This is a genomic window from Proteus terrae, assembly GCF_003144325.1.
In the GTDB taxonomy this organism is placed as follows: domain Bacteria; phylum Pseudomonadota; class Gammaproteobacteria; order Enterobacterales; family Enterobacteriaceae; genus Proteus; species Proteus terrae.
In genome coordinates, this window is record NZ_PENS01000001.1 from 292,187 (window position 1) to 309,607 (window position 17,421).

General features: G+C 32.5%; 8 protein-coding genes. 1 reads left to right on the forward strand and 7 read right to left on the reverse strand.

Annotated features, from left to right (window positions below):
• Positions 1 to 35: 35 nt before the first annotated feature.
• The 5 genes from dnaJ to tal form a co-directional block, all read right to left on the reverse strand.
• The gene (gene dnaJ, locus DK857_RS01235; protein WP_109393188.1) at positions 36 to 1,175 is read right to left on the reverse strand and encodes a molecular chaperone DnaJ; all 1,140 of its coding nucleotides are present in this window, start codon (positions 1,173 to 1,175) and stop codon (positions 36 to 38) included.
• Between the two features lie 105 nt (positions 1,176 to 1,280).
• Positions 1,281 to 3,206 (reverse strand): molecular chaperone DnaK, encoded by a 1,926-nt coding sequence (gene dnaK, locus DK857_RS01240; RefSeq protein ID WP_109401339.1) that lies wholly within the window; start codon positions 3,204 to 3,206, stop codon positions 1,281 to 1,283.
• A gap of 483 nt (positions 3,207 to 3,689) precedes the next feature.
• On the reverse strand, positions 3,690 to 4,277 hold the full coding sequence (mog, locus tag DK857_RS01245; protein ID WP_088493762.1) for a molybdopterin adenylyltransferase: 588 nt from the start codon (positions 4,275 to 4,277) through the stop codon (positions 3,690 to 3,692).
• A gap of 224 nt (positions 4,278 to 4,501) precedes the next feature.
• Positions 4,502 to 5,485 (reverse strand): tetratricopeptide repeat protein, encoded by a 984-nt coding sequence (locus DK857_RS01250; protein ID WP_109401340.1) that lies wholly within the window; start codon positions 5,483 to 5,485, stop codon positions 4,502 to 4,504.
• A 183-nt stretch (positions 5,486 to 5,668) separates the two neighbouring features.
• The gene (tal, locus tag DK857_RS01255) at positions 5,669 to 6,622 is read right to left on the reverse strand and encodes a transaldolase (protein WP_075674224.1); all 954 of its coding nucleotides are present in this window, start codon (positions 6,620 to 6,622) and stop codon (positions 5,669 to 5,671) included.
• A gap of 304 nt (positions 6,623 to 6,926) precedes the next feature.
• On the opposite strand from tal, the gene yaaA reads away from it, so the two are divergent.
• Entirely contained in the window at positions 6,927 to 7,709 is a 783-nt protein-coding gene (gene yaaA / locus DK857_RS01260) for a peroxide stress protein YaaA (RefSeq protein WP_109401341.1), read from the forward strand.
• Between the two features lie 62 nt (positions 7,710 to 7,771).
• Here yaaA and DK857_RS01265 read toward each other — a convergent pair whose 3' ends face one another.
• Both DK857_RS01265 and thrC read right to left on the reverse strand, forming a co-directional pair.
• Positions 7,772 to 15,964, reverse strand: coding sequence for a calcium-binding protein (locus DK857_RS01265; RefSeq protein WP_109401342.1), 8,193 nt, complete (start codon positions 15,962 to 15,964; stop codon positions 7,772 to 7,774).
• Between the two features lie 163 nt (positions 15,965 to 16,127).
• Positions 16,128 to 17,420 carry a threonine synthase gene (thrC, locus tag DK857_RS01270; RefSeq protein ID WP_109401343.1) on the reverse strand — a complete coding sequence of 431 codons (1,293 nt, stop codon included), beginning with the start codon at positions 17,418 to 17,420 and terminating at the stop codon, positions 16,128 to 16,130.
• Position 17,421 lies beyond the last annotated feature (1 nt).

Below are 17,421 nucleotides of genomic sequence, written 5' to 3' on the forward strand. Positions count from 1 at the left end.
TTATCATCAGGCTTTCTTGAAGGTGATAAGAAAAATTATTTGGTTAAATCATCAAAGAATTTTTTCACACCATCTAAGAAACTTTTAGAGCGAGGAGTGTTTTTCTCACCACTCTTGCCACCGAATGATTCACCCAGTTGTTGCATTAACTCTTTTTGTTTCTCATTGAGTTTAACAGGTGTTTCAACTACAACGCGACACATTAAGTCACCAATACTGCTACTGCGTACTGATTTAACACCTTTGCCTTTCATGCGGAACATTTTACCAGTTTGTGTTTCTGCTGGAATTTTAAGTTTTACACGGCCATCAAGTGTTGGGACTTCAATTTCACCGCCCAAAGCAGCAATAGCGAAGTTAATAGGCACTTCACAATAAAGGTTATTGCCATCACGTTCAAAAATATGATGCTGGCGAACATGAACCTGTACGTATAAATCGCCTGCTGGTGCACCATTTTCACCGGCTTCACCTTCGCCGCTTAAGCGAATACGGTCGCCTGTATCAACACCGGCTGGAATTTTGACAGACAACGTTTTAGAGCGTTCAACACGACCATCACCATGACATTTAGAGCAAGGCTCTTTAATCACTTTACCGCGGCCATGACAAGTTGGACATGCCTGCTGTACAGTGAAGAAACCTTGACGTAAATGAACCTGACCAGCACCATGACAAGTAGAACATGTTTCTGCTGATGTGCCTTCTTTAGCACCACTACCATGGCATTTGTCGCATGTTTCTAGTGTAGGTATACGAATTTCTTTAGCAACACCACGAACCGCTTCTTCTAGAGTTAGATCCATGTTGTATTGTAAGTCAGAGCCACGCGCTGCGCGTTGTTGACGACGACCACCACCAAAAATATCGCCAAATACATCACCAAAGATATCACCAAAGTCAGCGCCACCACCGAAGCCGCCACCGCCTTGACCACCAAATCCACCTTGTTCAAATGCCGCATGACCATATTGATCATAAGCAGCACGCTTTTGAGCATCACTTAAGATCTCATAGGCTTCTTTGATTTCTTTGAATTTTACTTCTGATTCTTTATCACCTTGATTTCGGTCTGGGTGATATTTCATTGCTAAACGCTTATATGCACGTTTAATTTCTTTTTCGTCGGCAGTTTTACTTAAACCGAGTACTTCGTAAAAATCTCTTTTCGCCATTCTAGATTACCCTTGACATAAGCACACGGGCGTTGAGTTTCCTCGACGCCCGTGTTCGGTATCAGTAACTATTCACAGGTGAGTTACCGCGGCCCGTTAAGGGCATTATTTCTTGTCTTTGCCGTCAACTTCTTCAAATTCTGCATCGACAACATCGTCATCTTTCTTTGCACTCGCATCAGCACCAGCGGTATTACCTGCTGCGCCAGCTTGAGCTTGTTGTTGTGCGATTTCTAGCAGTTTTTCAGAAGCTTCAACTAATGTTTTAATTTTTGCTTCAATCGCGTCTTTATCTTCGCCTTTAGAAGCAATTTCTAACTCGCTTACCGCTTTTTCGATAGCTTCTTTATCGTTCGCTGGTAATTTATCGCCCGCTTCTTCAATTTGTTTACGAGTACCGTGAACTAATTGGTCAGCTTGGTTACGAGTTTGTACTAATTCTTCAAACTTACGGTCAGCTTCTGCGTTTGCTTCTGCATCACGAACCATTTTTTGGATTTCATCTTCATTTAAACCAGAAGAAGCTTTGATTGTGATGTTTTGCTCACGGCCACTGTTTTTATCTTTCGCTGATACATGCAGGATACCATCAGCATCGATATCAAAAGTAACTTCGATTTGTGGCATACCGCGTGGTGCCGCTTGAATACCATCTAAGTTAAACTGACCCAGTGATTTGTTATCACTTGCGCGTTTACGTTCACCCTGTAATACGTGAATAGTTACAGCGGATTGGTTATCTTCTGCAGTAGAGAATACTTGGCTATGTTTAGTTGGGATTGTGGTATTTTTTCCGATCAGGGAAGTCATTACACCACCCATTGTTTCGATACCTAAAGACAGTGGTGTTACGTCAAGTAACAGAACGTCTTTAACATCACCTGCTAATACACCACCTTGAACAGCCGCACCCATTGCAACAGCTTCATCTGGGTTAACATCTTTACGAGGTTCTTTACCAAAGAAATCAGCAACGGTTTTTTGAACCATTGGCATACGAGTTTGACCACCAACCAGAATAACGTCGTTAACTTCGCTAACTTTCAGGCCGGCATCTTCTAATGCAACACGTACTGGTTCCATTGAACGTTTAACTAAATCTTCAACTAAAGATTCCAGTTTTGCACGAGTTACTTTGATATTTAAGTGTTTAGGGCCAGTCGCATCTGCAGTGACATATGGCAAGTTAACATCTGTTTGTTGTGCAGAAGATAATTCGATTTTCGCTTTTTCTGCTGCTTCTTTCAGACGTTGCATTGCTAATGGATCGTTACGCAGATCAATGCCTTGCTCTTTCTTAAACTCATCAACTAAGTAGTTAATTAAACGGCTATCGAAGTCTTCACCACCTAAGTGAGTATCACCATTGGTTGACAGAACTTCATAGGTTTTTTCGCCATCGACTTCATCAATTTCGATGATAGAGATATCGAATGTACCACCACCTAAGTCGTAAACTGCGATAGTACGGTTGCCCACTTCACGATCTAAACCGTAAGCCAGAGCAGCCGCTGTTGGTTCGTTAATAATACGTTTAACGTCAAGACCTGCGATACGACCAGCATCTTTAGTTGCTTGACGTTGAGCATCGTTAAAGTAAGCAGGAACAGTAATAACTGCTTCAGTAACAGCTTCACCTAAATAGTCTTCTGCTGTTTTCTTCATTTTTTTCAGGACTTCAGCAGATACTTGTGGTGGAGCCATTTTATCGTTACGCGCTTCAATCCAAGCATCACCGTTATCAGCTTTTACAATTTTGTAAGGCATGATAGCAACGTCACGCTGAACTTCATCATCTTCAAAGCGACGACCAATTAAACGTTTGATGGCAAATAAAGTATTTTGTGGGTTAGTCACTGCCTGACGTTTTGCAGGTTGACCAACTAAGATTTCACCATCTTGTGCATAAGCAACGATTGAAGGAGTAGTACGATCGCCCTCACTGTTTTCGATAACCCGGGCATTTTTGCCATCCATTACAGCAACACAAGAGTTAGTTGTACCCAGGTCAATACCAATAATTTTACCCATTTAAACGCCTCCAAAGAGAATTCTTTATCAATTTGACTACCAATCTATATGCGGATGAATATTCATTTTTCAAGTCACAAATTAATAGACTTAACAATATCATCTCGAAGCGGATATAAAATCAACGCAACTCAATAGTGGTAATTGCAGTTGAAAAGAAGATGGGGTCATAAATACATTCATCAAGGGGAATAATGAAAAAAAATGCAAAAAATGCGAAAATTTTGTGTCTGAGAATAAAGGAAGGATTAAAAGTTGTTATTTTTCATAACGTTAGTTCAATCACAAATAGCATTATGATTTATCTGAAATGCTTTTTTAAGTCTAGGCTTAAAATAAAAACATAATCAATTGAAAAATAACATCTTTTAATTTTCACAATAAAAATATCAAATAAATATAAGGTTACCTTTGCGTTATCCAAACTGAGTCAGAACATTTCCTAGCCAGAAGTGTGATGACAAAAATAACCTTTTACATTATTTATGCTGAAGTAGAACGGCGAGCTGATTTAGGTCTAAAGGCTGCAACGATAGCTTCATTTGTTTCGACATAAGGACCATCAAGCAGTTGAATACAGTACGGTACACTGGCAAAAATACCGCTAACAATTACATTGCCGTCATTATCTTTTAACCCTTCCAACGTTTCTGCGATAGCTTTAGGTTGCCCCGGCAGATTTAGAATTAACGCTTGGTTACGGATAACACCAACTTGGCGAGATAAAATAGCCGTAGGCACAAATTTCAGACTAATTTGGCGCATTTGTTCACCAAAGCCTGGCATTTCTCTGTCTGCAATAGCCAATGTAGCATCAGGAGTAACATCACGGCGAGCAGGCCCGGTTCCCCCTGTTGTTAACACTAAATGACAGCCAACTTCATCAACAAGTTCACACAGTGTTTGTTCAATCATGAGTTGTTCGTCAGGAATTAAACGTGATTCGATATGAAAAGGCGTTGTTAATGCAGCTTTTAGCCAAGCTTCTAAAGCGGGTAAGCCTTTATCTTCATAAACCCCACTTGATGCGCGATCAGAAACAGAAACTAACCCTATGCGTAATTCGTTCATATCAAACCTCAATTAATCAATAACCATCTAACTTGCGCGCAGATATTACCATGAGAACACAAGAGAATTAAAAGGAATCTCAATATATTACTGATATTTAATATTTGATTATTGAGAATAGATAATAAAGAAATGATAACAATCTATTTTTATTTAGCTTTAACTAAAAATAAGAAAGGGAGCATAAGCTCCCTTTCTTTAATCTTGAATAATATTAATTAATATTACTCATCAATATATTTAGCAATATAAGAAGCTGCCAATTTTTTTGCTTCAGCTAATTGTGCTGCATTTAATGCACGAGCAGTACGTTTTAACATAGCTTCATCACCATCACCATTTTCAACAGCAACAGAGAACCATGCATAAGCTTCTTTCAGATCACGTTTAACGCCTTTACCATAGTAATAGTTTAAAGCTAAGTTATTTTGTGCCAGACCATTACCTTGTATAGCTGATTTTTTATACCATTCAACCGCTTTACGCGCGTCCTTAGCGACGCCATCGCCTTCATCGTACATTACGCCTAAGTTATTTTGCGCATCACGATTACCTTGGTTTGCTGCTTTGGTATACCAAAAAACTGCTTTAGTGCCATTACGTTCTACACCTTCACCGTCATCATAAGAAACAGCAAGGTTATATTGTGCGTCAGCATGGCCTTGTTCTGCTGCTTTGATATACCAAACTACAGCTTTTTCATGATCTTGTGCTACACCGATACCTTCATCATAAGAGATACCAAGGTTGTATTGTGCATCACTATCACCTTGCTCACCGGCTTTAGTATACCAATACACTGCTTTCTCATGATCTTGCTCTACGCCATCACCATCATCATAAGAAACAGCAAGATTGTATTGGGCTAAAGAGACACCTTGAACAGCCGCTTTGTTATACCAATAAACTGCTTTTTCTGCATCACGGTCGATATCATCACTCATGTCATACATAAGTGCTAAATTTAACTGTGCTTCAGCGTGACCTTGCTCTGCCGCTTTGGTATACCACTCCAGTGCTTTTTGTGCATCCTGCTCAACACCTTCGCCGTTCTCATATTTTATGCCCAATTGATACTGAGATGCTGAATTTCCACTTTCAGCACTTTTTTCAATTGCAGGTAAAGAGAATGCGGTTTTGCTTTCTGCCATTGCAGCGCCACTAAAAAATAACGATGCAAATACCGTTGCCAAGACAATCTTTTTCATAATTCACCAATAATAAATAGAGTATTTTAATAATATATTTTTATAATTATTACCGGATAAATAATATATTCCAATCAATTTAATCTTAAAATTTACTTAAATGTTATTTTGAGAGAAAAAAAATGAAAATACCCACCTATATAAGATGGGTATTTAAGATTTTTATAAGAATTTAACGACGAATTATAATAAATCCGCAATCATTTTCTCTAATTTTTCCTGATCGACAGCAAATTTACGAATACCGTCAGATAATTTATCTACTGCCATTGGGTCAGCATTGTGCTCCCAATAGAATTGAGCTTCAGTGATAGCTTCTGGACGCGCTTTCACTTCGCCTTTATAAGATAATTTATGTTCAACTTCACCTTCAGCTTCTGATAATTCTTTTAACAGTGCTGGAGCAATAGTCAGACGATCACAACCTGCTAATTCTAAAATCTCACCTATATTACGGAAGCTTGCGCCCATAACAACAGTGTTATAACCGTGTTGTTTGTAATAGTTATAGATTTCAGTAACAGAAATCACACCAGGATCTTCAGCAGGAGCAAATTCTTTTTTATCTGTATTGGCTTTATACCAATCCATGATACGACCAACAAATGGAGAAATCAGGTAAACACCTGCTTCAGCACATGCACGCGCTTGAGCAAAAGAGAACAGTAAAGTCAGGTTACAGTTGATACCTTCTTTTTCTAATTGCTCTGCGGCACGGATACCCTGCCAAGTAGATGCTAATTTGATAAGAATACGGTCGTTACTGATACCGGCATCATTATAAAGTTTCATTAGATGACGTGCTTTTTCGATACACGCTTGTGTGTCGTAAGAAAGACGTGCATCAACTTCTGTTGAAATACGACCAGGGATCAGTTTTAAAATTTCTAAACCGATATTTACTGCCAGTTTGTCGCAAGCATCAACGATTTGTTGTTCACGAGAATCGCTTTGTGAACGAGCCCATTCAATCGCTTCATCAATTAATTTACGATATTCAGGAATTTGAGCTGCATTTAAAATTAAAGATGGGTTGGTAGTTGCGTCTTGTGGCTGATACAGTTTCATTGCTGCGATGTCACCAGTGTCAGCAACAACAGTTGTCAGCTTACGCAAAGAAGTCAATTTGTTGGTCATTTTGTTTATCTCATCTACTAGGTAAATCTGTTTGCAGTCACCTGCGGATATCTATTGATAATAACATGGACTGCTCACACTACAAGACGCTTAGATTCATACAAAGCAATTATTTGAATGCCAAACGTTTTCGCAAAACAAAAGCGGAAAAAAACAGAAGATAATTACAGGCTGAATCGTTTAAACTGTCGAGTTTTACGACAAATAAGAGAAACTATTGTTTTTTCCTATTACTATAATTTAGTCTTTAATCGAAAGAATTTGCTATATTTGGTCAACATTAAAATAACGTATCGAGGGAATTATGCTAATCACCATTTCACCAGCTAAAACACTGGATTTCGAATCGCCTTTAGCAACAACGCACTTCACCCAACCTGAATTGCTAAAATATTCCCAACAACTTATCGAAGAATGTCGAAAATTATCATCTAGCGACATCGCTAGCTTAATGAAAATAAGCGATAAACTCGCAGGATTAAATGCTGCTCGTTTTGGTGAATGGCAACCTAATTTCACACCAGAGAATGCACGCCAAGCTATTTTGGCATTTAAAGGTGATGTTTATACCGGAATGCAAGCTGAACTTTTTTCTGAAGATGATTTTCAATTTGCACAACAGCATTTACGTATGCTTTCTGGCTTATATGGCGTGCTTCGCCCTCTTGATTTAATGCAACCTTATCGCCTTGAAATGGGAATAAAGCTAAAAAATAACAAAGGAAGTGATTTATACCAATTTTGGGGAAATACCATTACAGAAGCGTTAAACAAAGCACTTGAAGAACAAGGTGACAATATTCTTATTAATTTAGCATCTGATGAGTATTTTAAATCAGTTAACCCGAAGAAACTCAATGCTGAAATTATTAAACCTGTTTTCCTTGATGAAAAAAATGGCAAATATAAAGTTATCAGTTTCTACGCTAAAAAAGCTCGTGGATTAATGAGCCGTTTTATTATTCAAGAAAAACTGACCAACAAAGCACAACTTAAAGAGTTTGATCTTGAAGGCTATCAGTTTAATTCAGCAGAATCAGAGGGCAATACCCTAGTATTTAAACGTACAGAATCTATGGCTAAATAGATATCGTTTAATAAAACGATCAATGATGAAATAGCCCTTATTCAAGGGCTATTTTTTAATTGTTAATATTCCCAATACTTTACTACCACGGGTAATGGCGACCATGCTGATGGTGAAGTAAATTCACTACCTTGCATTATCGTTAATTGTTGCTCATTAAACTGTGCCATTTCTTGAATAATTGCAGCAAGAGATTGCGCTGAAAGTACACTTTGTTTCTCAATAATAGAAACCGTTTTATCTGCTGCTTCATCTTGTGGTCTCTTTACAGTTAAAACAAACTGATTATCCTGCGTTTTATACTGCATATCATCATCTACTTGAGAAGCAATAAGCTTATCGTGTTCTGATAATCCTGAAATAAAAAGGTGGCTACAGCTCCCTTCATCATAAACCGTTACTTCACCATGGCGTTTGTTCACAATATAAACATTATGGCCCACACCACCACTCAAATAGTCATCACCAAATTCTGAAATTAATAAGTCATTTCCGCTTCCTGCATTGAGGTTATCATTTCCCTCCCCTGCAATTAAAATATGATGTCCGTGGTTAACGGCAATTTGATCATCCCCTTTTCCACCATTAATCACCGAACTATTTTTATTACGATTAACAACAATATCATTCCCTTCCATTGGCTCAATTATGGCTAATAAATCAACCGCCTGATTTGATTGTTTTTGAGAGGCAAGCGAATAAAACGGCGAGAAAGAAAGAGAATATGCAGATAATGTCTCTCTATTTAAGGTGAGTGATTCAGGGATCATAAGCACATCATCTTCTGCTGTTATCGTTAAATTCAGATCTGTAATAGGAACAAGTAAACGTTGCCGACTCTCTTTTGCAGGAAGAGTGAAAACCGTATTATCTTTATCAATAAAGCGAATCTGCATTCCTGATCCCCAAATACTATTAATATGAGAAGGTTCAAAAGCGAGTTTTAAGTAAATATCTGGATGATAACGATGTGATAGAACATTATTATAAAACACTAAATCAAAACCGCTCACGTCAGATAAAAAGAAATGACTGGTATCATGATGAGATAGTTTTTCACTATTATCAGGGAATAAAATTTTAATTTTGTCACTTTTGTCGGAAGCTAAAAATGTTTCAATTTGGTAACTGTCATTCCCTGAACTAAGCGTAATAAACGAATTTTTTGTAAGACCAAAATAATAATTATTTTGAAAATTACCCTGAAGACCAAACCGTAAATTTTCTCCCGAAGAAAATCCACTATATTTTAGTTGTGGTGATAAGCTAATTTTTTTAGTTTTATTCGAGTATGAAAGCGATAAAAAACTACTATTGTCATTAAGATATAATGATTGAAGATTTTCTTCAGTATTATTATATTTATCTAAATAACTAAAATCATATAATACATCATTTTCAATAGTTTTACTTTCGTTTGCTGTTAATATAAAACCATCCATTGTTGTCAAAGTATAACGATGAGCTAATAAATTATTTTCTTTGCTACTATACACATTTCTCAGCGTCATTAAATGATAAATCGATTCATTATATTTATTACCATCATTCACTTTAATGTAAAAAATAATATCTTTTCCTTGACGATAGATAGAAGATATTTCATCAAAATGATAATTTAGTCTTACAACACTAGACTGTTCATCATTTTTTTCATTAATAATCGTTTCAAATTGAATATTATAATTATTTTCTAAAGAAGCTCTTAATATAAGATAATTATCATTTCCATCACCGCCTTCTGCATATCCCTCTTGTAAAACCAAAGTATCATTTCCGCCTAATCCATATAATAAATCAGCACCACCAACACCATCTAAGTAATTATCCTCTTGATTTCCATAAATAACATCATTACCCACTTCACTTCCTATAACATTTTCAACACTATCTAAATAAGCAATAACGTGCTGATCTTGTAATACAATATTAGGCATAGAATCAGTTAATTGCTTTGAATAAAGATAGTCATTTTCTTGATACAGAAAAAGCTTTGAATGGAAGTTTTGACTGTTTGTTTGTTCTTCTGAATGCGTAAATTTGATGTAGTTATCTAATAAATTAACCTCATATCCTTGATATTTACTTGTCGTTTTTATAATACGAAGAGTATCATTTCCTTCTCTGCCATAAAAACGACTTGCATAAAGTGGAGATTCTGAGGTAAATAAATTAAATACATCATCTTTATTTCCTCCACTTAGCCTCTTAGTTCCATTATAGATATCAAAATTATTTTTAACGTTCGAAGGAGCAACAATAATATCATCACCATTATGAGTATTAAAATAAAAATCTTCGTTCTCGTCCCAACCAGATGAATAATATTTCCTATCCTGATTGGATTTAGTTAAATTTTCTATTACTTTATTTTCACCAAATAATAGGATGCTGTTTTCTTTTGTTGTTTTTATTTTTTTAATAAAATCACTATCAACAATATTATCAAAAATAGGAGAGCCATTATCAGAAATAACATCTAGATTATAACGCTTTAATTCATCGACATAAAAATCCATATCAAAAATAAGTGTTTCATTCGTAGCAATAGCTTCTTTCGGAAGATAATATTTATACTCTGTCTTTTCTGCACGTAAATGATAAGAAAGCGAAGCTATTTTTTCTGCTTCTTCTTGATTTATATTTAATGATATTCGTTGAGAAATATATTCTCCCAAAGGATTTAAAATTGAATCTAATGTTTTCCCCATTAGATTGGGTACAACTTTATAATAATAATATTCTTGATATATTTGTTTTTCATTAGTGTAAAAATAACGACTAAGATAAGATTTCTTTTTTATTTCCTCAAGATAACTAATCGCCTTTTTATCAATCATTGCTTCTAATTGTGTTTCTGTTTCTAAATAAATAATTTCATTTTTTTTATCAGGAATAAGATCACCTACTAAAAAGGCATAAAATCCATTATTAAGCTCTTCTATAGGTGTAAAATGAACTTTTGTTTTTGCTTCTTCGATAAGCCTTGCCGCATTGTAAATTGAGGTTGCTAAAGCTATAACCGCGCCAGCAACAATACCAACAGGGCCAGCAACAGTAGAGCCTGCAAGCATCGCAATAGAAACACCTAATGTAACCAATCCCGAAACAACCGCTAAAGAGCCATTGACAATATAATCGATGCGTTGTTTTTCATTTGTACCAACTGAAATTCGGCTAAAGTTGTCGTAAGCATTATAAATATCGAATCCAATAGAAAGCACATTAAGCCCAATGCTAATTCTTGTGCTTATTTTATTGACGTATTCCAATGGGTTATGTCTATATTTTAGTAACCCTTTAGCTAAAGTAATTTCAATCATTTCAGAAAGGCCATTGTAAGCCATTTCAGACCACATAATGGCTAGATTATTAATAATCTCTTTACGTTCTTTTGCAGTTAATAATGGGTCATTGAGCTGTTCGGCAAGCATAAATGTAGCGTTGATTGATTGCCACATACCAAACGTAATATTAGCGTAGCCAATTTTACTAATTATTTTCATATGCCGAGGAATATTTAACGAGTTTTTCCTCAATGTATTCCAATCATTAATATCATAATTTTTACTACCTAATTTAATGATTTCAGAGAGTCTTTTAGATGCCATTAAATAGTCAATTCTACTTGTATCATTAGAAAGTAGATGCTTAATTTTGTTTTTTTTATTATTTAATAAGGTTCTAAAAAGTGAAATAATTTTCTTATCTTCTTCACTACCAGAGAGTGAAAAAAAATAATCATTAAGATGATGAGGAACAAATATTAATTTTTCTTTCCATTTAGTCAGCATATTTAATGAAATCGAATCTATATTTTTATTGTTTATTTTCGCACCGAGACTAATTAATAAATTTTTATCAAAAGGTATGTCATTTATTTTTACTATTTCTTTATTTTTATTAGAGCTAATATTATTCCTACTATCGAAGAAATCCAAAATATTTAAAGTACTTACTTTATTAAGTGCTTCAGCTGGTGAAGATACTTTAAGTCCCTTTTTATTAGTCTCTATATAGATAATACGTTGAAGTTTATCAATTAATTTCTTATAGTTTTTAAATGTAGAAATATTATCGAGTAATACTCGATATAAAATACCTTTTTTATTCCCATCGAAAAATGAATTAAGTAAACTCTTTGAAAATAGGCTTAGTTTTCTTATCAAGGTTGGGTTATCATAAATTGCATGAACCACTTCAATTGTTTTATTTGCTTTTTCAGCTAATGTCAGTGTTCCTTTTGATAAAGAATCCAATGATTGCCATTGCTGATATGTTATTTCCCCCATTAAATATTGATTAAATTTTTTATTAATCAATGGATCATGTATTATTTGTGTTAACTTATTCTCTATTTTTGTTTTACCTGAAACGTTAAAAAAAGCAGATAACTCATATTGATATTTTTTGTATGCAGCATTTATTGAAATATCATTATTGATAAGTTTATCACTAAGTTCTTTTAGTTTTTCCCTATTCTGTTTGACATTCATATTATCAACTTTATTAATGATAGAACCAAGTTGAAAAATATTAATATCATAATGATTAATTTTAATATAATCAAAGATATCTAATACTGTTGTTTTATCTGAATAATCATAAATAACAGTTCTAATATCTTTTTTGTAGCCTAGCTTAAACTCTTTATCATTGCGATAATTAGGATATTTTTTAGAAACAAATTGGTATAATTCTTGAATTAACTTTTTACTTTCTTCTTTTATTTTTTCATTAAGCGAAGTAGGTTTTATATTATTATATTCCATATCAGAAATAATTAAATCTGATAATACTATATTTTCAAGTAAAGGTTTATCTATATGTTTTCGTTCAATTAGAGGTTTAACAATTACATTATCCTTTGATAGAGATAGTTTATTATCAATTACTTGATAAATAGGCATATTGAGTCGCTGAGCAATACCCTCAATAAAAAAATCACCATATTGATAACTTAATAACTTCTCTTTTTTAGCAAAAACAACTGTTTTTTCATTAAAAAATTGATTTTCTAAAATAATATCATGTAATTTTTCTACTTCATTTTTCTGTCTAATAAAATCTTGATTAAAAAAACATTTATCACTATTTCCTACAACTGTAATTCGTATTCTATTTTTTAGACAATAGTCTATAAAATGATTTATTTCTGGTTTATCCTTTAAATAAAAGGCTAATTCTTCACTTTTAACACCATTATAAAAATAATTTGTAATATCATCTTGATAGAATGAATCTATATTATCAGCAATAATATTGTCTATCATTTTATCAGTAAATATTGCATTCTCAGAAAATAGAAACTTAAAACTTTCCTTGCTGTCATCAAATAATAAATAGCTACAATCTATTTCATTCTTATTTTTATTTAATGATTTACCTAAAAGAACACTAGGATCATCTTCATTAAGGTAGAAATTATTTGGATGATAATCATAATTTTTTTCACGATAGTTACTAAGAAAATAATCTTCTAACTGGGCTATTTCGTGAGTAATCATTTTATTTGTAAATTGCTGATTTGCAAAAAAATCAAAATATAAATCATGATAAGAACTTAAGTTACTTTTTCTTTTCAAGTCTATTTTGTTTTCAATGAAAACGAGTAATTTATTTATATTTTCATGATCTTTATATTCTGATAATTTTTTATAATTCTCTTTTAAATGTAACTTATTTCGATCTTCAATTAGTAATTTATTTTTTAATTCTGGAATATCAATCCCTTTAATTAACTCATTTAAGTATTGATGATCCCCTTTAAATTCAATAGTATAATCATACCCATATATACCCACACTTCTATTTTTATCTAATAATAAATAAGGGCTTTCAATAATATTATTGTAAATAAAATTACTGACCCCATTTTTTCCTTCATTAATTTCATTAAGCATTAATTGATAGAATTTGGCAGCAACTGAACTATTTTTTTCAGATAATGCGATTAACTTATCTTTTCCATAGATTAATTCATCATAAAACAGTTTATTCTCTAGTTTTTCTTTTACTTTATTTAATATATTAACAATTGATATATTTTTGCTCCCTTGATTAAAATCATCTATTTTATTAATAAGAGAAAAACTTGCTACTATTTTGTCAAAGTATATATTTCCTTTTAACACATCAATTAAAGAAGTGATTTCATTTAATAATGTTGCTTTATTTCCTTTTAATAAATAACTATTAATCTTAATCAACTCACTGTAATATATATCATTAAATTCAATATAACTCTTATCTTTCCTTATTTCTTGAAAAGAATCAAATGTAGCTTCTTGAATACTAATATCACCATTATCGCTTTTATTTAAGATAATCTTACTGGCTTTATCGTTTTTTATTATCTGAGAAAGATAATTTTTTATTAAATAAACCCCTTCATCGACATTTGAATCTTTTACAATAACTTCTATAATTTTGTTATCTCTGTTAAGCTCAACAATAAGATCTCGCTGCTCATTATAATGAATAATGCGTCCTATAATGTTGTCATTGAAAGGCAATGAAAAACCTATTTTCTTTATATTTTCAGCAACACCTTTATTTATCTCTATATTATTATAATCCCAAACACTATGGTAATTTGAAATTTCACTTTTTTTATACTCATCGAAAATAATATATTTTTCATTATTAACTTCATGTGGACCATAAAAATCCATTTTATTCTCTAATACTTCATTTATAGATTTAATACTAGAATATTCTAACAATTCACTATTAGAATCAAACAAAGAAAATTTATAATTATTTTCAGAGTATTTTTTATATGAAATAGCAATAGCATGATCTTTAAACCCAATAATAGCGTAATAGTCATCATTATTTTTCATAATATATTCTAAGTATTCATTAATTTTATTTTTATCAAATACTATTTTTTCTACATGTGATCCTTTTAATCCTCGACTCTCTAATATTTGGCTATATTCAATTGATTTTATTGAATCAAAAATAAAATATTGTACTTTTTTATTTAATCTTTCCATTTGGAAATGTTGAGAAAATATAATATTTTTTATTTCTTTGATTAGATTTAATACTTCATACTCTTGTATACTACTAAATAAAATAGAATCAAGTTTATCAACTATAGTTTCTTTTTCACTTTGATAAGAACGTATATTTTCTTTTAACCAAAATAAGTATTTATTACCTCCTTCTAAACCGCCATTCCTAACTTCAACTAAATAATTTAAACTCAATCCATAACATAATCCAGCTAAATTATGAATATGGCTAAAATCATAATTAGTTTCTGTTGAAGTAATTAAATTAACTCGACTCATTACTCTTTCTAAAGGTTTTAATAAATCAATATATTGTGAGAATTTCTTTATAATATTATTTTTTATTTTAGTAATGAACCAACCCGTACCCGCTTTGTAAAGTAAATGTTCTCCACTTTCTGTTATCTGATTATATTTAGATTTTGCAATTGTAAATGATTCTTCTATATCATCAACATAAATATGTAACACCTTTTCTGTATTTTCTAATTTATCTCTGATAATAAAAATATTTTTGTATGAATAACTTTCATTTAATTCAATAGAAATGTATTCATTAATGCTTATTTGTTTCTTTTTCTTAATATCATTAATTATTTCCCTAATAATATCTTTATTATTTACTTTCCAATTTTCCGTATTATTAAAGTAGCTAATATATTCTTTCCTATGATAAAAACGATAATATATAAATTTACTATTACTGTTATCACTTATAAGATCATAAATTGTATTTATTAACTCATTCTTATTATAAAAAAAATCAGCATATCCATCAAAGTTGATAATTTTAAAAACATTATTTTCATTATCTATTTGCATAAATACCTTATTATTTTCAAAATCCAAATAGTAATCACCAGATAAATTATTCTGAATTAATAGTTTCAATCGTTCTTTTTGAATTTTACTGGGTTCTCTACTTGCTAATTTAGCACTATTAAAAAATAAGGTTTCTATACTTAAATTTATTTCTTTTCTAATAAAATCAAAATCTTTCGTTAAGTCATTTTTATGATACAGTAAAAAATTATTATTTATTTTTTCTAAGAATTCATCTGCAGCATATTCATTTTTAGAAATAAAAATAGAAATATAATTCTCTGTTAATATTCTTTTTATAGACTCTATCTTGAAAAATAATTCAGACCTATTTTCTTTTATATGATTTTCTATTTTTAATACAATACTATTAATATTATCTTTAAACGTTACTTCTTTGAATCCATTCATATTTAATTTCCTTGGTTCTAATTAATTTGTTTACTGGAAATAAAATATATAAATTTAATTTTATATTTTTTAAATACTGATTTTCCTATTTTAGATAAAAAAATAGCCCAACATCTTGTTGGGCTATTTAATTAAATACATATCTAATTATTTAATGCGATTTTTATTTAGGTGCTCGTTCAAGCAAAAATGCACGTAATTGAGCAAAGTCAGCAGGTAAGAAATGTGAGAGTAACTCTTTATCTGCACGCTCCGCAAGCTCTTTAGGTAATGGTAATTCACCTCCTAAAATACGTTCAACACTTTCTTTAAACTTCGCTGGATGAGCCGTTCCTAAAAATAAACCATATTCACCGTCTTGAAGTTCATCGCGCAGTAAACGATATGCAATCGCAGCATGCGGTTCTGAAATATAGCCTTTCTTCGCAAGTTCACGCACTGTTTCTTCTGTTATTTCATCATTTACTGAACCATGAGCAAGATCAGAAAGATCCCAACCTTTACGGCGATACAATTCTTCAATACGTGGCCAGTTATTTGGCTGACTAACGTCCATTGCATTAGAAAGTGTTGCAACAGTACGATGAGGCTCCCATTTACCATTATCTAAATAGCGAGGAACAGTATCGTTCTCGTTTGTAGCTGCAATAAAACGCTTAACAGGTAATCCCATTGATTTAGCCAATAAACCAGCCGTTAAATCACCAAAGTTACCACTTGGCACTGAAATCACTAGATGTTCATGTTTTTCTGCTGGAATTTGAGCAACCGCTTCAAAGTAATAACAAATTTGAGCAAGTAATCGACTGATATTAATGGAGTTTGCTGAGTTCAAATACATTGTTTTCTTTAAGAACTCATCATCAAAAGCTTGTTTTACTAATGATTGGCAAGCATCAAAGTCATCTTTAATTGCAATAGTGTGAATATTTTCACCTAATGTACAGAACAGTTTTTCCTGTAACGGGCTAATTTTGCCTTCAGGATAAAGAATAACAACTTGTACGTTTTCTAATTTGTAGAAAGCATGAGCAACAGCGGCCCCCGTGTCACCTGATGTTGCCGTTAAAATAGTCACTGGTTGGTTGCCAGCAACTTCGGACAACATTTGCGCCATAAAGCGACCACCAAAGTCTTTAAACGCCAGTGTTGGGCCATGGAAAAGCTCCAAACAACTCACATCATCTTCAACTTGGGTTACTGGTGCTGGGAACGCAAATGCTGTGCTAATACGTTTTGCTAATACATCAGCAGGAATTTCATCACCAATAAAGGCCGTTAAAATACGGCTACTACGTGTTGCAAAATCAAGTGCTAATAATTCATCAATTTCAGCTTTAGAAAACGAAGGTAAGTCTTGAGGAAAAAAGAGCCCTTGCTGTTTACCCAAACCTTGTTTTACTGCTTGAGCAAAACTGACTTGCTCTTGATTATCTTTCAAATTATATAATTTCATG